This is a genomic window from Mycobacterium sp. 852002-51152_SCH6134967 (genome assembly GCF_001667105.1).
Classification (GTDB): Bacteria; Actinomycetota; Actinomycetes; order Mycobacteriales; family Mycobacteriaceae; genus Mycobacterium; species Mycobacterium neumannii_A.
This window is the reverse complement of the sequence record NZ_LZIK01000011.1, coordinates 69,686-87,109: the sequence shown is the minus strand read 5'-3', so window position 1 is coordinate 87,109 and position 17,424 is coordinate 69,686. Positions and strand designations below refer to the sequence as shown.

At 66.0% G+C, this 17,424-nt stretch carries 18 protein-coding genes; 12 read left to right on the top strand and 6 right to left on the bottom strand.

Features of this window, described 5'->3' with window-relative positions; translation table 11 throughout:
• The first annotated feature begins 15 nt into the window (after positions 1 to 15).
• Positions 16 to 921: an SDR family oxidoreductase gene (locus A5790_RS02250; protein ID WP_066841127.1), complete on the top strand. Its 906-nt coding sequence runs from the start codon at positions 16 to 18 to the stop codon at positions 919 to 921.
• A 16-nt stretch (positions 922 to 937) separates the two neighbouring features.
• Here A5790_RS02250 and A5790_RS02245 read toward each other — a convergent pair whose 3' ends face one another.
• Entirely contained in the window at positions 938 to 1,393 is a 456-nt protein-coding gene (locus A5790_RS02245; protein ID WP_066841250.1) for a nitroreductase family deazaflavin-dependent oxidoreductase, read from the bottom strand.
• A gap of 23 nt (positions 1,394 to 1,416) precedes the next feature.
• On the opposite strand from A5790_RS02245, the gene A5790_RS02240 reads away from it, so the two are divergent.
• Entirely contained in the window at positions 1,417 to 1,797 is a 381-nt protein-coding gene (locus A5790_RS02240; protein ID WP_066841124.1) for a hypothetical protein, read from the top strand.
• A 48-nt stretch (positions 1,798 to 1,845) separates the two neighbouring features.
• Here A5790_RS02240 and A5790_RS02235 read toward each other — a convergent pair whose 3' ends face one another.
• Positions 1,846 to 3,009, bottom strand: a complete 1,164-nt coding sequence (locus A5790_RS02235; protein ID WP_066841123.1) for a steroid 3-ketoacyl-CoA thiolase — start codon at positions 3,007 to 3,009, stop codon at positions 1,846 to 1,848.
• A 129-nt stretch (positions 3,010 to 3,138) separates the two neighbouring features.
• Between A5790_RS02235 and A5790_RS02230 the strand changes: the two genes are divergently transcribed.
• Genes A5790_RS02230 through A5790_RS02200 form a run of 7 tightly spaced genes read left to right on the top strand, consistent with a single transcriptional unit; the run spans position 3,139 to position 9,948 of the window.
• Positions 3,139 to 4,392 carry a cytochrome P450 gene (locus tag A5790_RS02230; RefSeq protein ID WP_064399222.1) on the top strand — a complete coding sequence of 418 codons (1,254 nt, stop codon included), beginning with the start codon at positions 3,139 to 3,141 and terminating at the stop codon, positions 4,390 to 4,392.
• Between the two features lie 51 nt (positions 4,393 to 4,443).
• Positions 4,444 to 5,469, top strand: coding sequence for an acyl-CoA dehydrogenase family protein (locus A5790_RS02225; RefSeq protein WP_066841121.1), 1,026 nt, complete (start codon positions 4,444 to 4,446; stop codon positions 5,467 to 5,469).
• Between the two features lie 2 nt (positions 5,470 to 5,471).
• Positions 5,472 to 6,635 (top strand): acyl-CoA dehydrogenase FadE29, encoded by a 1,164-nt coding sequence (gene fadE29, locus A5790_RS02220; protein ID WP_064419329.1) that lies wholly within the window; start codon positions 5,472 to 5,474, stop codon positions 6,633 to 6,635.
• Positions 6,632 to 7,633 carry a bifunctional MaoC family dehydratase N-terminal/OB-fold nucleic acid binding domain-containing protein gene (locus A5790_RS02215; protein WP_066841118.1) on the top strand — a complete coding sequence of 334 codons (1,002 nt, stop codon included), beginning with the start codon at positions 6,632 to 6,634 and terminating at the stop codon, positions 7,631 to 7,633. Before fadE29 ends, A5790_RS02215 begins: the two co-directional genes overlap by 4 nt.
• Positions 7,630 to 8,034 (top strand): MaoC family dehydratase, encoded by a 405-nt coding sequence (locus A5790_RS02210; protein ID WP_066841116.1) that lies wholly within the window; start codon positions 7,630 to 7,632, stop codon positions 8,032 to 8,034. The genes A5790_RS02215 and A5790_RS02210 overlap by 4 nt, the downstream gene beginning before the upstream one ends.
• Positions 8,034 to 9,200 (top strand): lipid-transfer protein, encoded by a 1,167-nt coding sequence (locus A5790_RS02205; RefSeq protein WP_066841114.1) that lies wholly within the window; start codon positions 8,034 to 8,036, stop codon positions 9,198 to 9,200. Before A5790_RS02210 ends, A5790_RS02205 begins: the two co-directional genes overlap by 1 nt.
• Before the next feature lie 43 nt (positions 9,201 to 9,243).
• Positions 9,244 to 9,948 (top strand): hypothetical protein, encoded by a 705-nt coding sequence (locus A5790_RS02200; RefSeq protein ID WP_082961539.1) that lies wholly within the window; start codon positions 9,244 to 9,246, stop codon positions 9,946 to 9,948.
• A gap of 34 nt (positions 9,949 to 9,982) precedes the next feature.
• On the opposite strand, the gene A5790_RS02195 is transcribed toward A5790_RS02200, so the two are convergent.
• From A5790_RS02195 to kstD, 3 genes are all read right to left on the bottom strand, one after another.
• The gene (locus A5790_RS02195) at positions 9,983 to 10,888 is read right to left on the bottom strand and encodes an MPT63 family protein (RefSeq protein ID WP_066841112.1); all 906 of its coding nucleotides are present in this window, start codon (positions 10,886 to 10,888) and stop codon (positions 9,983 to 9,985) included.
• Between the two features lie 293 nt (positions 10,889 to 11,181).
• The gene (locus A5790_RS02190) at positions 11,182 to 12,042 is read right to left on the bottom strand and encodes a MaoC family dehydratase (protein WP_066841110.1); all 861 of its coding nucleotides are present in this window, start codon (positions 12,040 to 12,042) and stop codon (positions 11,182 to 11,184) included.
• Positions 12,043 to 12,045: 3 nt separating this feature from the next.
• On the bottom strand, positions 12,046 to 13,728 hold the full coding sequence (gene kstD, locus A5790_RS02185) for a 3-oxosteroid 1-dehydrogenase (protein ID WP_066841246.1): 1,683 nt from the start codon (positions 13,726 to 13,728) through the stop codon (positions 12,046 to 12,048).
• A 73-nt stretch (positions 13,729 to 13,801) separates the two neighbouring features.
• Between kstD and A5790_RS02180 the strand changes: the two genes are divergently transcribed.
• From A5790_RS02180 to dmpG, 3 genes are read left to right on the top strand one after another with little or no spacing between them, the layout of a single operon-like run.
• The gene (locus tag A5790_RS02180; RefSeq protein ID WP_066841107.1) at positions 13,802 to 14,587 is read left to right on the top strand and encodes a 2-keto-4-pentenoate hydratase; all 786 of its coding nucleotides are present in this window, start codon (positions 13,802 to 13,804) and stop codon (positions 14,585 to 14,587) included.
• A 7-nt stretch (positions 14,588 to 14,594) separates the two neighbouring features.
• A complete protein-coding gene (locus A5790_RS02175; protein ID WP_066841104.1) occupies positions 14,595 to 15,509 on the top strand; it encodes an acetaldehyde dehydrogenase (acetylating) in 915 nt (304 codons plus the stop codon).
• The gene (dmpG, locus tag A5790_RS02170) at positions 15,506 to 16,558 is read left to right on the top strand and encodes a 4-hydroxy-2-oxovalerate aldolase (RefSeq protein WP_066841102.1); all 1,053 of its coding nucleotides are present in this window, start codon (positions 15,506 to 15,508) and stop codon (positions 16,556 to 16,558) included. The genes A5790_RS02175 and dmpG overlap by 4 nt, the downstream gene beginning before the upstream one ends.
• A 1-nt stretch (position 16,559) precedes the next feature.
• Here the strand turns inward: dmpG and A5790_RS02165 are convergent, their stop codons facing one another.
• Positions 16,560 to 17,207, bottom strand: a complete 648-nt coding sequence (locus tag A5790_RS02165) for a DedA family protein (RefSeq protein ID WP_066841099.1) — start codon at positions 17,205 to 17,207, stop codon at positions 16,560 to 16,562.
• Positions 17,208 to 17,424 lie beyond the last annotated feature (217 nt).

Here is a 17,424-nt window from a genome sequence, read left to right as displayed (position 1 = left end):
AGGGAGACAACGAATATGGGATTGCTCGACGGCCGCGTGGTCATCGTGACGGGGTCCGGCGGCGGCATCGGTCGCGCACACGCTCTCGCGTTCGCCGCCGAGGGCGCCCGCGTGGTGGTCAACGACATCGGTGTGGGACTCGACGGGTCACCCGCCGGCGGTGGTAGCGCCGCGCAAAGCGTCGTCGACGAAATCACCGCAGCCGGAGGGGAAGCCGTCGCCAACGGTGCCAACGTCGCCGACTGGACCCAGGCCGAGGGCCTGATCCAGACCGCGGTCGACACGTTCGGTGGGCTCGATGTCTTGGTAAACAACGCCGGCATCGTCCGCGACCGGATGTTCGCGAACACCAGCGAAGAGGAGTTCGACGCCGTCATCGCCGTGCACCTCAAGGGGCACTTCGCCACCATGCGGCACGCCGGGGCGTACTGGCGCGCGCAGTCCAAGGCCGGCAATCCCGTCGATGCCCGGATCATCAACACGAGCTCGGGCGCCGGCTTGCAAGGCAGTGTGGGACAGGCGAATTACAGCGCCGCGAAGGCGGGAATCGCGGCCCTGACCCTGGTGGCCGCTGCGGAGATGGGTCGCTACGGCGTCACGGTCAACGCGATCGCGCCGTCGGCACGCACCCGGATGACCGAGACCGTGTTCGCCGACATGATGGCCACCCAAGGTCAGGACTTCGACGCGATGGCGCCCGAGAACGTCTCGCCGCTGGTGGTCTGGCTGGGAAGCGTCGAATCCAAAGATGTCACCGGCCGCATGTTCGAGGTCGAAGGCGGGATCGTCCGGGTCGCCGAGGGCTGGGCGCACGGGCCCCAGGTCGACAAGGGCGCGCGGTGGGATCCGGCCGAACTCGGTCCGGTGGTCGCCGATCTGCTGGGGAAAGCGCGTCCCCCCGTGCCGGTCTACGGCGCGTGAGCGGCCGGGTCGTCGGTCAGGGTTCGCACACCACCAACGGGATCACGCGGTCGGTCCAGGACTGGTAATCCTCGTACGTCGGGTACATCTCGACCAGTCGTGGCCAGTATGTCGCACGTTCCTCTTCGGTCGCGTCGCGCGCGGTCAGGTCGAGTACCTCGCTTTTGATCTGCACCTGGACGCGGGGATCGGCCTTGAGGTTGAGGTACCACATCGGGTGCTTGTCGCTGCCGCCCTTCGACGCGGCGACGATGACCTTGTCGCCGTCGCGGTGAAAGTACAGCGGGCTGACCCGCGGTTGGCCGCTCTTGCGCCCGATGGTCGTCAGCAGGGCCACCGGGATGCCCTGGAACTCGCCGCCGAGCCCTTCCCCGTTGTTGCGGCGATACATGAAGGTGTTGAGCCTCGACATCTGTTTGACGAAGAAGTCCGAAGCCTTCGTATCCATGAAGCGTGGCCGCGACTTTGGCATGGCCGCCATCCTATGCTCGATCGATGGGCACAGTCTCTGACACCGATCGCATCGCCGCTGCGGAGTCCTATATCGATGCGCTGGTCAGCCATCGCGGCGACGACGTCCCCTTCGCGCCGGACTGCATCAGGATCGAGAACGGTCTCAAGACCGGCTTCTCGGGTGCGCATCTGCGCCGCAGCCTCAATGGCGGGCCACAGTTCCGGATCATCTCGGCGATCGTCGATCGTGAATTCCGCGTCGACGGCGACGAAGTGCACGCGACGTTCACCGTCGTCACGAAGCCGCGAATCGCGGGTCGGCGCGTGGGTGCCCGCACCGAGGAGACCTTCCTCATTCCGGCTGACGACGGAAAGATCCACCACATCCACGCGCGCGTGCGACCGGTACTGCTGCGCGACTGAGCGCGCGCAAACTGCCTCTCTGTCCGACGGTTTCGGGCAGAGGTGCGACTAGATCCGTTCGATGATCGTGCCTGTGGACAGCGCACCGCCGGCACACATCGTGATCAACGCGGTGCTCTTGTCGGTGCGCTCCAACTCGTGCAGGGCGGTGGTGATCAGCCGGCTGCCGGTGCTGCCGACGGGGTGGCCGAGCGCGATCGCGCCGCCGTTGACGTTGACGCAGTCCATGTCGGGTTCGTGTACCCGGGCCCACGACAGGACGACCGAGGCGAAGGCCTCGTTGATCTCGACGATGTCGATGTCGCCCATCTTCATACCGGCCTTTTCGAGCACCTTCGCCGTCGACTGAACCGGCCCGTCGAGGTGGTAGTACGGTTCGGCGCCGACCAGCGCCTGGCTCACGATGCGCGCCCGCGGGCGCAACCCGTGGGCCTTGGCCACATCACTGTCCATCCACAGCACGGCGGCCGCACCGTCGGAGATCTGCGACGAGGTGCCGGCGGTGTGGATGCCGTCCTCGAGTACCGGCTTCAGCGATGCCAATCCCTCGAGGGTGGTGTCGCGCAGGCCCTGGTCGCGCGTCACGACGTGGCGCTCACTGGTGGGCTGTTTCTGCTCGTCGAGCACGGGAGCCTCGATGCCGCTGATTTCGCGGTCGAACCGGCCTTCGGCCCACGCCTGCTTGGCCTTGCGCTGGGACTCGAAGCCGAACTGGTCGATGTCCTCGCGGGTGATCCCGCGCCGTTTGGCGATCCGCTCGGCGGCGGTGAACTGGTCGGGCAGGTCGATGTCCCACGACGCCGGCCGCAGGATGCTGCGGTCGGGGCCGGCGTTGGCGCCGAGGCCGACGCGGCTCATCGCCTCGATACCGCAGGCGATGCCGATGTCGATGGCGCCCGCTGCGATCAATCCGGCAATGAGCCCGTTGGCCTGCTGGCCGCTGCCGCACTGGCAGTCCACGGTCATCGCGCCGACGTGCTCGGGCAGGCCGGCCACCAGCCAGCTCACCCGGGTGATGTTGTTGGACTGTTCGCCGTACTGGGTGACACAGCCCCCGACGACCTGCTCGACATCAGCGGCGTTGATCCCGGCCTTCTCCACGAGGGCCTTCTGGGTGGCGCCGAGCAACTCGGTGGCGTGTAGACCGGACAGCCAGCCGTTGCGCTTACCGATGGGGCTACGGGTGGCTTCGACGATGACAGGGTTACCCATTCCGTCAGGCTAGAACACGTTTCATTACTCTGACAAGCGGCGTTGATGACCTGCCTTTTATCTGCGCAGAAGGCATGTTTTACTGGCACTAGAACATGTTGCAATAACTGTTGCGGAGGAGCTTCCCCCATGCCTTGCCCGAATATCCCAGCCGACTTCGACTTCCTCGACGCGAGCCTGAACCTGGAGCGCCTGCCCGTCGAAGAGCTGGCCGAGTTACGCAAGTCCGAGCCGATCCACTGGGTCGACGTGCCGGGTGGCACCGGCGGCTTCGGCGACAAGGGTTACTGGCTGGTGACCAAGCACGCCGACGTCAAAGAGGTCTCGAAGCGCAACGACGTCTTCGGCAGCTCACCGGACGGCGCCATCCCGGTCTGGCCGCAGGACATGACGCGCGATGCCATCGATCTGCAGAAGGCCGTCCTGCTGAACATGGACGCACCGCAGCACACCCGTCTTCGCAAGATCATCTCGCGCGGCTTCACGCCCCGCGCCGTGGGACGGCTCGAAGACGAACTGCGTTCTCGGGCGCAGAAGATCGCCGAGACCGCCGCGGCCGAGGGCTCCGGCGACTTCGTCGAACAGGTCTCGTGCGAACTTCCGCTGCAGGCCATCGCCGAACTGCTCGGCGTCCCGCAGGACGACCGCGACAAGATCTTCCGTTGGTCCAACGAGATGACCGCCGGCGAAGACCCCGAGTACGCCGACGTCGATCCTGCGGTGTCGTCGTTCGAGTTGATCCAGTACGCGATGAAGATGGCCGAGGAGCGGGCCAAGAACCCGACCGAAGACATCGTCACCAAGCTGATCGAGGCCGACATCGAAGGCGAGAAGCTCTCCGATGACGAGTTCGGCTTCTTCGTCGTGATGCTCGCGGTCGCCGGTAACGAGACCACCCGCAACTCCATCACCCACGGGATGATCGCGTTCTCGCAGAATCCCGACCAGTGGGAGCTCTACAAGCGCGAACGCCCCGAGACCGCCGCCGACGAGATCGTCCGTTGGGCCACCCCGGTTTCGGCCTTCCAGCGCACCGCGTTGGAGGATGTCGAGCTGGGTGGCGTGCAGATCAAGAAGGGGCAGCGGGTCGTGATGTCCTACCGCTCGGCCAACTTCGACGAAGAGGTCTTCGAGAACCCGCACAAGTTCGACATCCTGCGCGATCCCAATCCGCACGTCGGCTTCGGTGGCACCGGCGCGCACTACTGCATCGGCGCGAACCTGGCGAAGATGACCATCAACCTGATCTTCAACGCGGTCGCCGACCACATGCCCGATCTCAAGCCGATCGGCGAGCCCGAGCGGCTCAAGTCGGGCTGGCTCAACGGCATCAAGCACTGGCAGGTGGATTACACCGGAAAGTGCCCGGTCACCAACAGCTGACGACGTAAGTTGTAGCGACCGCGAAATTTCCCGGTATCAAGGAGGATTCGGGTGGACTTCAGTCCAGACGAAGGGCAGCAGGCTGTCGCCGACGTGGTGACCTCGGTGCTGACCCGGGACAACAGCTGGGACGCACTGGTGTCCGGAGGCGTGACAGCCCTGGCGGTTCCCGAGCGTCTCGGCGGCGACGGCGTCGGCCTGCCCGAGGTGGCCACCGCGCTCACCGAGATCGGCAGGCACGCCACGATCAGCCCCGCGTTGGCCACGCTGGGTCTGGGGTTGTTGCCCCTTCTCGAATCGGCGACTGACGAGCAGCAGGACCGCTATCTGTCCGGGGTCGCCGAAGGCGCGGTCCTCTCGGCCGCGCTCAACGAGCCGGGGGCGCCGCTGCCTGATCGGCCCGCGGTCACGTTCGCCGATGGCCGGCTCAACGGTACGAAGGTCGCTGTTCCCTATGCGCAACAGGCGGATTGGCTCGTCGTCACCGCCGACACCGCCGTGGTGGTGGTGTCGCCGAAGGCCGACGGCGTGGTGGTGACGAAGACGCCGACCTCCAACCACGGTGACGAGTACTCGGTGACGTTCACCGACGCAGCCGTCGACGGCACGCTCGAGGGTGCGCAGCCGCGACGGATCAATCAGCTGGCCCTCGCCGCGATCGGTGCGTTGGCTTCGGGGCTGGTCGCCGGCGCGCTGCGGCTCACCGCCGACTACGTGGCCAACCGCGAGCAGTTCGGCAAGCCGCTGTCGACCTTCCAGACCGTCGCTGCGCAGCTCGCCGAGGTCTACATCGCCTCGCGCACACTGACATTGGCGGCTAACTCGGTGACCTGGCGACTGTCCGAGGGCCGCGACGCTGACGACGATATCGACATCCTCGGATATTGGCTGGCCTCGCAGGCGCCTCCGGTGATGCAGCTCTGCCATCACTTGCACGGCGGCATGGGTATGGACATCGCCTACCCGATGGACCGCTACTACTCCTCGATCAAGGACCTCGCCCGCCTCGTGGGTGGTCCGTCACACCGGCTCGACTTGGTGGGAGCCGCACTGGGCGAGCGAGGGGACGGGAAATAGGAATGTTCATCGAACTGACGCCCGAACAGAAGCAGTTGCAGGCCGAACTACGCGAGTACTTCTCCAGTCTCATCTCTCCGGAAGAGGCCAAGGAGATGGAGAAAGATCGCCACGGCAAGGCGTACCGCACGGTCATCAAACGGATGGGCTCGGACGGCAAGCTCGGCGTCGGCTGGCCGAAGGAATTCGGCGGCTTGGGTTTTGGGCCCATCGAACAGTCGATCTTCGTCAACGAGGCGCAGCGGGCCGACGTACCGCTTCCGGCCGTCACCCTGCAGACCGTCGGGCCCACGCTGCAGCAGTACGGCACCGAAGAGCAGAAGAAGAAGTTCCTGCCAGCGATCCTCGCGGGCGAGGTTCACTTCGCGATCGGCTACACCGAGCCCGAAGCGGGCACCGACCTGGCCTCGCTGCGCACCACAGCCGTGCGCCAGGGCGACGAGTACATCGTCAACGGGCAGAAGGTGTTCACCACCGGCGGGCACGACGCTGACTACATCTGGTTGGCGTGTCGCACCGATCCGGAAGCCGTGAAGCACAAGGGGATATCGATCCTCATCGTCGACACCAAGGACCCCGGATACTCGTGGACGCCGATGATCCTGTCCGACGGCGCCCACCACACCAACGCGACGTACTACAACGACGTTCGGGTGCCGGCCGACATGCTCGTCGGCGAGGAGAACGCCGGATGGAAGCTGATCACCACCCAGCTGAACAACGAGCGCGTGATGCTGGGACCCGCCGGCCGATTCGCCAGCCTGTATGACCACGTGCACGCGTGGGCATCGAAACCCGGTGGCAACGGCGACATTCCGATCAATCACGACGATGTCAAGCGCTCACTCGGCGAGCTCAAGGCGATGTGGCGCATCAACGAACTGCTCAACTGGCAGGTCGCCGCGGCGGGGGAGACCATCGACGTCGCCGACGCCGCAGCCACCAAGGTGTTCGGCACCGAGCGGATCCAGTACGCCGGGCGCCTGGCCGAGGAGATCGTCGGCAAGTACGGCAACCCCGCCGAGCCGGAGACCGCCGAACTGCTGGAATGGCTTGACTCGCAGACAAAACGGAACCTGGTGATCACGTTCGGTGGAGGTGTCAACGAGGTGATGCGGGAGATGATCGCGGCCGCAGGCTTGAAGGTGCCGAGGGTTCCGCGGTGAGCGCCGACCTGAGGGCGGACATCGAGAAGATCAAGGCGGACGGCAAGAGCGAGCCGCGCACCGGCCGAGATCCGGTCAATCAGCCAATGATCCACCATTGGGTCGACGCCATCGGTGACCGGAACCCGATCTACACCGACGAGGCAGCGGCCAAGGCCGCGGGCCACCCCGGCATCGTGGCGCCGCCGGCGATGATCCAGGTGTGGACGATGGGCGGGCTAGGTCAGGGCCGCTCGGACGATGATCCGCTGACCAAGATGATGCAACTCTTCGACGATGCCGGCTACGTTGGCGTGGTCGCCACCAATTGCGAGCAGACATACCACCGGTATCTGCGCCCGGGCGAAGAGGTCAGCATCCACGCTGAGATCACAGACGTTGTGGGCCCGAAGCGGACAGCGCTGGGTGAGGGATACTTCATCAATCAACTCATCACCTGGCAGGTGGGCGACGAGGGCGTCGCCGAAATGGTTTGGCGCATCATGAAATTCAAGCCCGCCGAGAAAGACGCGGGCGCGCCGGTGCCCGACGATCTGGACGCGGACATGATGATGCGGCCGGCCTCGTCCCGCGACACCAAGTTCTTCTGGGACGGCGTCAATGCCCACGAGTTGCGCATCCAGAAGCGCGACGACGGCACGCTGGTGCATCCTCCGATACCCGCGATCTGGCAGGACAAAGACCTGCCGACCGACTACGTCGTCGCCAGCGGTAAGGGCACGGTGTTCAGTTTCGTCGTGCACCACGCGCCGAAGGTGCCCGGTCGCACGTTGCCGTTCGTCATCGCCCTTGTCGAGCTCGAGGAAGGTGTGCGGATGCTCGGGCAGCTCCGAAACGTTGACCCGGCCACCGTGGAGATCGGAATGCCGGTTCGCGCAACGTATATCGACTTCCCCGAAGGTGACTCCGATCCGGCGTGGACGCTCTACGCGTGGGAGCCTGACGAGGAGGGCGCCGTAGTTGAGGAGGGCGCCGTAGTTGAGGAGGGCACAGCGTGAGCGCACCCGCAGTCGAGGTCGGTACCAAGCTCCCCGAGCTCGCCCTGTACGGCGACCCGACATTCATCGTGTCGACGGCCATCGCCACCCGGGACTATCAGGATGTCCATCACGACAGGGACAAGGCGCAGGCCAAGGGCAGCAAGGACATCTTCGTCAACATCCTCACTGACACCGGCCTGGTGCAGCGCTACATCACCGACTGGGCCGGCCCGACCGCGGTCATCAAATCCATCTCGCTTCGGCTGGGCGTGCCGTGGTACGCCTACGACACGGTGACGTTCTCCGGTGAGGTGACCGCGATCGACGACGGGCTGATCACGCTGAAGATTGTCGGCAGCAACAGCCTGGGCGACCACGTGATCGCCACCGCCACACTCGTTATCGGAGGGAACGCCTGATGTCGAGTGGACTGTCGGGGAAGGCGGCGATCGTCGGCATCGGCGCCACCGACTTCTCGAAGAACTCCGGCCGCAGCGAGCTTCGGCTCGCGTCCGAAGCGGTGCTGGACGCGCTCGACGATGCGGGCCTGACTCCCGCCGACGTCGACGGCATGGTCACCTTCACGATGGACTCCAACACCGAGGTCGCGATCGCGCGGGCGACGGGCATCGGCGAGTTGAAGTTCTTCTCCAAGATCCACCACGGAGGTGGCGCTGCCTGCGCGACCGTTCAGCAGGCGGCGATCGCCGTAGCGACTGGTGTCGCGGATTGCGTTGTGGCATACCGCGCGTTCAACGAGAGATCCGGTGTCCGGTTCGGCCAGGTGCAGATGCGCCTGGTCGAGAACGCCGACTCGACCGGCGTCGACAACTCGTTCTCCTATCCGCACGGTTTGTCGACGCCGGCTGCGCAGGTCGCGATGATCGCCCGGCGCTACATGCACCAGTCGGGCGCGACCAGCAGGGACTTCGGCATGATCTCGGTCGCGGACCGCAAACACGCCGCAAAAAACCCCAAGGCGTACTTCTACGAGAAGCCGATCACCATCGAGGATCACCAGAATTCACGGTGGATCGCCGAACCCCTGCGGCTTCTCGACTGCTGCCAGGAAACCGACGGCGGCGTCGCGTTGGTCGTGACATCCGCCGAGCGGGCCAAGGACCTCAAACACCGCCCTGCGGTCATCGAGGCGGCCTCGCAGGGTTCCAGCCCGGACCAGTACTCGATGACCAGCTACTACCGACCGGAGTTGGGACTGCCCGAGATGGGGCTCGTCGGCAGGCAGTTGTGGTCGCAGTCGGGGCTCAAGCCGCAGGACATCCAGACCGCGATCCTCTACGACCATTTCACCCCGTTCACCCTGATCCAGTTGGAAGAGCTCGGGTTCTGCGACAAGGGCGATGCCAAGGACTTCATCAAGGACGGGGCGATCGAAATCGGCGGGCGGCTTCCGATCAACACCCACGGCGGCCAGTTGGGCGAGGCATACATCCACGGCATGAACGGGATCGCCGAGGGCGTTCGCCAGCTGCGGGGGACATCGGTCAATCCGGTTCCGAATGTCGAGCACGTCCTCGTCACCGCGGGTACCGGTGTCCCGACATCCGGGCTGATCCTGGGTTGATCGGCGTGCGGCTGGGGTCGCTCCGCCTATTACCCTCTGAGGTGTGAACTCGCCGAGGCCGCCTCAGTCGGACGACCATGATCCGGATTTCTCTGCCGGTCAGGGCAATTGGGGCCGCCGGTTCGACGCTCCGCTGACGGTCAGCCCGCGCCCGGTGCAGCCTCGACGCAACGTGAAGCCGCTGGCTCTCGGTGCCGCCGTGGCGGGTGTCGCCGCGCTCGCCGGGCTGCTCTTCTGGTTGGCACGGCCCTCTGAGGACAACGTCCAACCCGCCGGACCCGAGGAACCCACGACGACCAGCGGACCACAGCCGACGGCCACGTCCGAGGACGATGCGCGGCTGCTCCGACTGCTGCCGAAGGGCTACCGCGCCGGCGCGTGTGAACCGACGCAGGCACCCGAAGGTGTTCTGTCGCAGGTGAAATGCGCCCAGAACGACGATCCCGACGGCCCGGTGTCGGCGACATTCAGCCTCGTCGGAGACACCATGGGGCTCGAAAAGGTCTTCAACGAGACGATCTCGGCCGCTAACAGAGTCGATTGCCCCGGCAATATCCAGTCGCCGGGACCGTGGCGGCGCAACGCCACGCCGGACAGCGTCAGCGGACAGCTCTACTGCGGCCTCGTGGACGGTCAACCGACCGTGGTCTGGACCGACGAGGAGAGAAAGACGGTCAGCGCCGTCCGAGCGGGGCCGGATGGCCCGACCTTTCCACGGCTGTACGCGTGGTGGTCATCGCACTCGTGACGACGCTGACCGTATGACCGGTTAGGCGATCCGCTTACGGAGTCGGGACCGGGGTGTAGGTGGTCGGGGTCTGCACCTGGTCACCTGCGGGCAGCGGGGTGCCCTGGCTTCCCGCGGGCTGCGCAACGCCCTCGGTGCCGGCCGGGGCCGGGGTGCCCTGCGCGGGTTGTGCGGGGGTGCCCTCCGCAGGTTGTGCGGGGACGCCCTGCGCGGGTTGTGCGGGGGTGCCCTCAGCCGGCGCGATCGGAGTGCCCTGGCTGCCCTCGGCGATCGGGGTGCCCTGGCTGCCCTCGGGTGCCTCGGCGCCCGTCGCGGCCGGTGCGGCGGTGGTGCCCTCCGGCGCGGCGGTGGTGCCCTCCGGAGCCTCGGTCGCCGGTGCCTCCGCGGGTGCGGTGCTGCCGGTGCCGTACGACGTCGACGGCGAGGACGTGCTCGTGCTCGAGCTTGTGGCCGGCTTGGTCCACACCAACAGATCCTGTCCGCCGGCGTTGTAGACCACGCTGTCGGGCGTCGCGCCGGTGACGTCGAAGTAGACCTTGCCGGACGTCTCCTGTCCCTGAGCCAACGTCGAGGGGTTCACGCCCTGCGGTGTGGCCACTTCGAACAGCGAGCGGTACGTCTGGCCGTCAGCGGCCCGGGCAACCAGATTCGCCACGATCGGCGTCACCGATCCCTGGATCGCCTGATCTGTCGCCGTTGCCTCCCACAGCGTGCCGGTCACCGGGAAGGGGATGACGTCGCTGCTGGGCTGGAGGTTGGCGATCGTCCAGCCCTGGATGACGGCCCCGTCGACCAACTTGCCCTGGGTTCCGAGTGTCTGCGTCTGAACTGTCGGCCCGGCCGGCGGCGTGGCCTCGGGCTCGGCGGCTGCAAAAGGTGCCGCGATGAATCCCGCCGTCGCGGTTGCTGCCAACATGCTGCTGATCTTGCTGATCTTCATGATGTGCTCCTGACTCGTCCGACAATTGGGATGGTCAACGCAGAAAACTATCAGGCTGCGAATTGTTTGGGTAATCCGGATCGGTTGAAGCAGTTCGTAATACGATCCGAACTAATCGTCGACAGCAATCGAACTTTCGTGCACGTAAGGCATATGGCGTTGTGTTTCAGGAATATTCGAACTAAACGGCAAAGACGCCATTTTGTCGCGAGGCGTGGCGGATTCGACCGTGAGAAATTTAGTCCACCATGGTGCAAAGTGCACTGCACCACGCGGCGATTGAAAGCGACGCACTAGGCCGGAGTCAGCTCCACACCGGCGAGAGCCACCGCATCGTCGCGCTCAGGTGCGGTCACGGTGGCGACAAAGCCGTCGCCTTCCTTCCACACGCTGGCCTTTAGCGTCTCGCCGGGGAACACCACACCGGCGAACCGCGCACCGTAGCTGCCCACCCGCGCGGTGTCACCGTCGAGCAGGGTGTCGACCATCGCCTTGCACGTCATGCCGTACGTGCACAACCCATGCAGGATCGGGCGCGGAAATCCCGCCGCGGCCGCGAAGTCGGGGTCGGAGTGCAGCGGGTTGCGATCGCCGCACATCCGGTACAGCAACGCCTGCTGCGGCGACGTGGGGATCGCGATCTCGAAGTCCGGTGCGCGCTGCGGAGGCTCAGAAGACCCCGACGGTCCCCGCTCGCCGCCGAAACCGCCTTCGCCGCGCGCGAAGATCGAGCGCTTCTGAGTCCACAACGGGGTGCCGTCGGGCGCCGTCACCGTGGTCTCCGACCAGATGACCGCGGCCTTGCCCTTGTCCCAGATGTCGGTGAAGCGCGTGACGGCGATACCGGTCCCGGACGGTGGAATCGGGCCCGGAACCGATACCGCTTCGCTGGCGTGCAGCACCTTGGCAAGCTCGATGTCGATACCGGGAAACTGCACCGTCGGTGGGTCCGTCATGTGGAAGCTCTGCGCCACGTTGCCGAATGTCGGTAGCACCTGCGGCGTTTCGTCGGTCAGGTAGCGCAGCTCGCGCTTGTCCATCGGATCGTCACCTGCGCCGAGCCCGAGGTGGTAGAGCTGAATGTCGCTGCTGGTCCAGGAAAACTCGGCCGCGGGAAGCTCGGCGCCGAGCGCCTCGTCGAGATTGATGGGCATGCGTCAAGCCTTTCCGGCGATGTGTAGCGCTGCAAGGTATCCGAACGTCATCGCCGGGCCGATGGTCCCACCCGGGCCCGGGTAGGTGTGGCCCATCACCGGAGCGCTGACGTTGCCCGCAGCATAGAGTCCCTCGATCACCGAGCCGTCGTCGCGCAGAGCACGGCCCTGCACGTCGGTCACCACGCCGCCCTTGGTACCAAGGTCGCCGGGCACCATCTTGGCCGCGTAGTAAGGCGGATGCGTGATCTCGCCGAGGTTCGGATTGGGCTTGTTGGTCGGATCGCCGTAGTACCGGTCGTAAGCGCTTTCGCCGCGCCTGAAGTCCTCGTCCACGCCCGAGCGCGCGAAGCCGTTGAAGCGCTCGACGGTGGCCTTGAACGCATCGACCGGCAGGCCGGTCTTTTCGGCCAGTTCCTCGAGCGTGCCCGCCGTGACGATCACGCCCGATTCCAGCCACTTCTTCGGAATCCGCTGTCCCGGTTGCAAACCGGCGAAGATATAACGGTCGCGGTACTGCTGATCGAACACCAGCCAAGCCGGGATGTTCTCGCCGGGCCCCGGACCCTGGCCGTACTGCCCGCCGTACATGTGGTGGCATGCCTCGACGTAGGGCATCGACTCGTTCATGAACCGTTTGCCCGCCATGTTGACGATGATCGAGCCCGGCGAGTTGCGTTCTGACAGCGCGAACCACGGGGCGCCGACCAGCGGCACCGTCGGCCCCCACCAGGCGTCCTCCATGACATCGAGTGCAGCGCCCAACTTCTCGGCCGCGATGATGCCGTCGCCGGTGTTGGCCTTGGCGCCGACCGTCCATTCGGTGGTGATCGGGGCACGCTGGTACTTGACCCGCATCTGCTCGTTGTGCTCGAAGCCGCCCGAGCCGAGGATGACGCCGCGGCGGGCCCGGATCAGTTCGGGTTCAGCGGACTCCGGTGCGCTGGCATCGCGTACGTAGATGCCGCGCACGACACCGTCCTCGACATAGAGGTCGGTCAGCGCGGTGTTCAGTCGAACCGGCACACCGGCTTCGCGCAGGCCGATGCGCAGCGGCGCGATCAACGCACGGCCCATCCCGACCAGGTTCTTGCCGGTGGCCTTGGCCCACATCGTGCGCGCGCCGACCTTGAGGCTGCGCAGCACACCGCGCGGGTGCCGCTTGAGCTGGTTGAGCCGGACGTAATCCTGCTGCATGACAACCACGTTCAGCGGGACCTTGCCGTAGGGCGGCTCCAGCCCGGCAAGGTCTGGACCTAGCTTCTTGGCATCGAAGGGCTTCGGTTCGACCGAACGACCCGTCGGCTTGCCGCCCGGGGTCTCGGGGTAGTAGTCGGAGTAGCCCGGCACCCAGCACAGCTTGAGCGGTGAGTGCTCGAGCACGAAGGACAACATCTCCGGGCCGCGATCGAGATAGGTGTCGATCTTCTCGGCGGGGACGACGTCGCCGATGATGTGGTGCAGGTACGTGCGGGCGGCGTCGGGGGTGTCCTTGACACCGTCGCGCTTGAGCACCTCGTTGTTCGGAATCCAGACGCCGCCACCTGACCGCGCAGTGGAACCACCGTAGTGCGGAGCCTTCTCGACGACTACTGTGGAAAGTCCCTGGTGGGCTGCGGTGAGCGCGGCGACCATACCGGCTGCGCCGCTGCCCACCACGACGACGTCGTACTCCTGACCAGTCATGTAGAACACGTTATAGAATTGCCCGGCCGACCCACAACCGCGCCGGTCAACAGAACAAGGGGACTTCATAAGGATGCTCAGTGATCAGGTGCGGCAGAAGCTCGCCGCCGATCTCGCCCAGGCCGAGCGCAGCCAGGTTCCCATCCCGCCCTTGACCGACGCCCATCCGGACATCGACGTCGTCGATGCCTACGAGATCCAGCTGATCAACATCCGGCAACGGGTCGCCGAAGGCGCGACGGTCATCGGCCACAAGGTCGGGCTGTCGTCCAAGGCCATGCAGCAGATGATGAACGTCGACGAACCCGACTACGGACATCTGCTCGACGACATGGCCGTCTACGAGGAAACCCCCGTCAAGTCAGCCGACTACCTCTATCCCCGCGTCGAGGTGGAGGTTGGATTCATCCTGGCCGACGATCTGCCCGGTGAAGGTTGCACCGAGGACGACGTCCTGGCAGCGACGGCCGCCTTCGCACCCGCCATCGAGTTGATCGACACCCGCATCACTGATTGGAAGATCAAACTCTGCGACACCATCGCCGACAACGCGTCCTCGGCGGGCTGGGTGCTGGGCGAGAACCGGGTTTCGCCGAAGGACATCGACATCACCGCGATCGATGCCGTGCTGACCCGCAACGGCGAGGTGGTGGCGAAGGGCCGCAGCGACGCGGTGCTGGGTAACCCGGTGACCGCGGTGGCGTGGTTGGCGCGCAAGGTCGACAGCTTCGGTGTCCGCCTCAAGGCCGGTGACATCGTGTTACCCGGCTCGTGCACCAAGGCGTTCGACGCCACCCCCGGCGCCGATTACGTCGCAGACTTCGCCGGGCTCGGCTCGGTCCATCTGAGTTTCGAATAGGAGCGTCATGCCTAAAGCAAGCGTCGCGATCGTCGGGTCGGGCAACATCAGCACCGATCTGCTGTACAAACTGCTGCGTTCGGAGTGGCTGGAACCGCGCTGGATGATCGGCATCGACCCGGAGAGCGAGGGCCTGGCACGCGCCCGCAAGCTCGGGCTGGAGACCTCACACGAAGGGGTCGACTGGCTGCTGGCCCAAAGCGAGAAACCCGATATGGTCTTCGAGGCCACCAGCGCCTACGTGCACCGAGACGCCGCGCCGAAATACGCCGACGCGGGGATTCGCGCGATCGACCTGACACCCGCGGCCATCGGCCCCGGTGTGATCCCGCCGGCCAACCTGCGCGATCACCTCGACGCGCCGAACGTCAACATGGTCACCTGCGGCGGGCAGGCCACGATCCCGATCGTGTACGCGGTTTCTCGCGCGGTGGAGGTGCCCTACGCCGAGATCGTCGCGTCGGTGTCGTCGGCGTCGGCCGGCCCGGGCACGCGCGCCAACATCGACGAGTTCACCAAGACCACCAGCGCTGGTGTGCAGAACATCGGCGGCGCCCAGCGGGGCAAGGCGATCATCATCCTCAACCCGGCCGAGCCGCCGATGATCATGCGCGACACCATCTTCTGCGCGATCCCCGAGGACGCCGACCACGACGCGATCACGCAGTCGATCAAGGATGTGGTTGCCGAGGTGCAGACCTACGTGCCCGGCTACCGGCTGCTCAACGAACCGCAGTTCGACGAGCCGTCGGTGGTCAACGGTGGTCAGCACGTCGTCACGACGTTCATCGAAGTCGAGGGTGCGGGCGACTACCTGCCGCCCTACGCTGGAAACCTGGACATCATGACCGCCGCGGCGGCCAAGGTCGGCGAGGAAATCGCGAAGGAATCGCTGGCTGTGCAGGCAGGAGGCCAGGCATGAGCACGCAGGAGATCTACTTCAACCCGATCTGGGACGTCCGGATGACGGACACGTCGCTGCGCGACGGCAGCCACCACAAACGGCACCAGTTCACGAAGGACGAGGTGCACGCGATCGTCGCGGCGCTGGACGCCGCCGGAGTGCCGGTCATCGAGGTGACCCACGGTGACGGTCTCGGCGGATCGAGCTTCAACTACGGCTTCTCCAAGACCCCCGAGCAGGAGCTGATCAAGCTGGCCGCCGAGACGGCCACCGAATCCAAGATCGCGTTCCTGATGCTGCCGGGCGTGGGGACGAAGGAGGACATCAAGGAGGCGCAGAACAACGGGGGCTCGATCTGCCGGATCGCCACCCACTGCACCGAGGCCGACGTCTCGATCCAGCACTTCGGGCTGGCCCGCGAACTCGGCCTGGAGACCGTCGGCTTCCTGATGATGAGCCACACGATCCCGCCGGAGAAGCTCGCCAAGCAAGCGCGCATCATGGCCGATGCCGGCTGCCAGTGCGTGTACGTGGTCGACTCAGCGGGCGCCCTGGTGCTCGAAGGCGTCCGGGACCGGGTGGCGGCGCTGGTGGCGGAGTTGGGCGACGATGCGCAAGTCGGTTTTCATGGCCACGAGAACCTCGGCCTCGGTGTCGCGAACTCGATCGAGGCCGTGCGCGCGGGCGCCAAGCAGATCGACGGGTCGTGCCGCCGGTTCGGCGCGGGTGCGGGTAACGCGCCGGTGGAGGCGCTGATCGGCGTGTTCGACAAGATCGGCGTCAAGACCGGCATCGACTTCTTCGACATCGCCGACGCGGCCGAGGAGGTCGTCGCACCGGCGATGCCAGCCGAGTGCCTGCTGGACCGCAACGCGCTGATCATGGGCTATTCCGGTGTGTACTCGAGCTTCCTCAAGCACGCGATCCGCCAGTCCGAGCGTTACGGCGTGCCGGCGCACCAGCTGTTGCACCGCGCCGGCCAGCGCAAGCTGATCGGCGGCCAGGAGGACCAGCTGATCGACATCGCGCTGGAGATCAAACGCGAACAGGACGCGGCGACGGCTTGACCTAACGGGCTCGGCTGGGCCGCTTCCTCGCGAGCCACACCGCGATTAGGACGGCGGCTACGGCCAGGACCCCGTACTGGTAACGCGATGTCCAGGTGGACACGGTTTCCCAGTTGTCGCCCAACTTGAAGCCGGCCACCACCAACAGGCTGTTCCATACCGCGCTGCCCGCGGCCGTCAGCGCGACGAATCGGACGAGAGGCATGCAGTACATCCCGGCGGGAACCGAGACCAGGCTCCGGACGACGGGGATCATGCGCCCGACCAACACCGCCACGGATCCGTAGCGACGAAACCATGCCTCGCTTTTCGCGAGATCGTCGGCGGAGAAGAACGGAAGCCGCTCGACCAATCGGTGCACCCGGTCACGTCCGAGGCGCGCGCCCACCAGATACAGCACCATCGCACCCACCACGGAGCCCACCGTCGTCCAGACGATGGCTTCCCACAGCGACATCTCGCCGCGGGCGGCCGTCAAACCCGCCAACGGCAAGATGATCTCGCTCGGCAGGGGAGGGAAGATGTTCTCCGCGGCGATCGCCGCGCCCGCACCCACGCCACCGAGCCGGTCCATCAACGACACCGCCCACCCCGCCACACCTCCGACGCTTGGGCCTGCATCCGCGACCACGGTCAAGGTTCCGTCCATGGTTCGACCGTAGATGACGCCGACTGGCACCCCAGTAGGCGCGAACGTGGGTTACCCGCACGCCCAATCGGTATCTGGTGTGCGGGTAACCCACGTTCGGCCATGACTGCGAGGCGACCAGGTGACCCGTGCCGAGTCCTACGACGCAGCGCGCGGGGCGCCGATACCTGGGTCGATCGAAGCCTGCTCCGGTCTATAGCCGAAGTTGGTCAGGGAA

Excerpts from the sequence above, each read along its gene's own strand:
- fadE29 (WP_064419329.1), top strand. The coding sequence starts at position 5,472 with ATGTTCATCGAACTGACGCCCGAACAGAAGCAGTTGCAGGCCGAACTA.
- A5790_RS02250 (WP_066841127.1), top strand. The coding sequence starts at position 16 with ATGGGATTGCTCGACGGCCGCGTGGTCATCGTGACGGGGTCCGGCGGC.
- A5790_RS02180 (WP_066841107.1), top strand. The coding sequence starts at position 13,802 with ATGCTCAGTGATCAGGTGCGGCAGAAGCTCGCCGCCGATCTCGCCCAG.
- A5790_RS02165 (WP_066841099.1), bottom strand. The coding sequence starts at position 17,207 with ATGGACGGAACCTTGACCGTGGTCGCGGATGCAGGCCCAAGCGTCGGA.
- dmpG (WP_066841102.1), top strand. The coding sequence starts at position 15,506 with ATGAGCACGCAGGAGATCTACTTCAACCCGATCTGGGACGTCCGGATG.
- A5790_RS02190 (WP_066841110.1), bottom strand. The coding sequence starts at position 12,042 with ATGCCCATCAATCTCGACGAGGCGCTCGGCGCCGAGCTTCCCGCGGCC.
- A5790_RS02175 (WP_066841104.1), top strand. The coding sequence starts at position 14,595 with ATGCCTAAAGCAAGCGTCGCGATCGTCGGGTCGGGCAACATCAGCACC.
- A5790_RS02235 (WP_066841123.1), bottom strand. The coding sequence starts at position 3,009 with ATGGGTAACCCTGTCATCGTCGAAGCCACCCGTAGCCCCATCGGTAAG.
- A5790_RS02230 (WP_064399222.1), top strand. The coding sequence starts at position 3,139 with ATGCCTTGCCCGAATATCCCAGCCGACTTCGACTTCCTCGACGCGAGC.
- A5790_RS02195 (WP_066841112.1), bottom strand. The coding sequence starts at position 10,888 with ATGAAGATCAGCAAGATCAGCAGCATGTTGGCAGCAACCGCGACGGCG.
- kstD (WP_066841246.1), bottom strand. The coding sequence starts at position 13,728 with ATGACTGGTCAGGAGTACGACGTCGTCGTGGTGGGCAGCGGCGCAGCC.
- A5790_RS02240 (WP_066841124.1), top strand. The coding sequence starts at position 1,417 with ATGGGCACAGTCTCTGACACCGATCGCATCGCCGCTGCGGAGTCCTAT.
- A5790_RS02245 (WP_066841250.1), bottom strand. The coding sequence starts at position 1,393 with ATGCCAAAGTCGCGGCCACGCTTCATGGATACGAAGGCTTCGGACTTC.
- A5790_RS02205 (WP_066841114.1), top strand. The coding sequence starts at position 8,034 with ATGTCGAGTGGACTGTCGGGGAAGGCGGCGATCGTCGGCATCGGCGCC.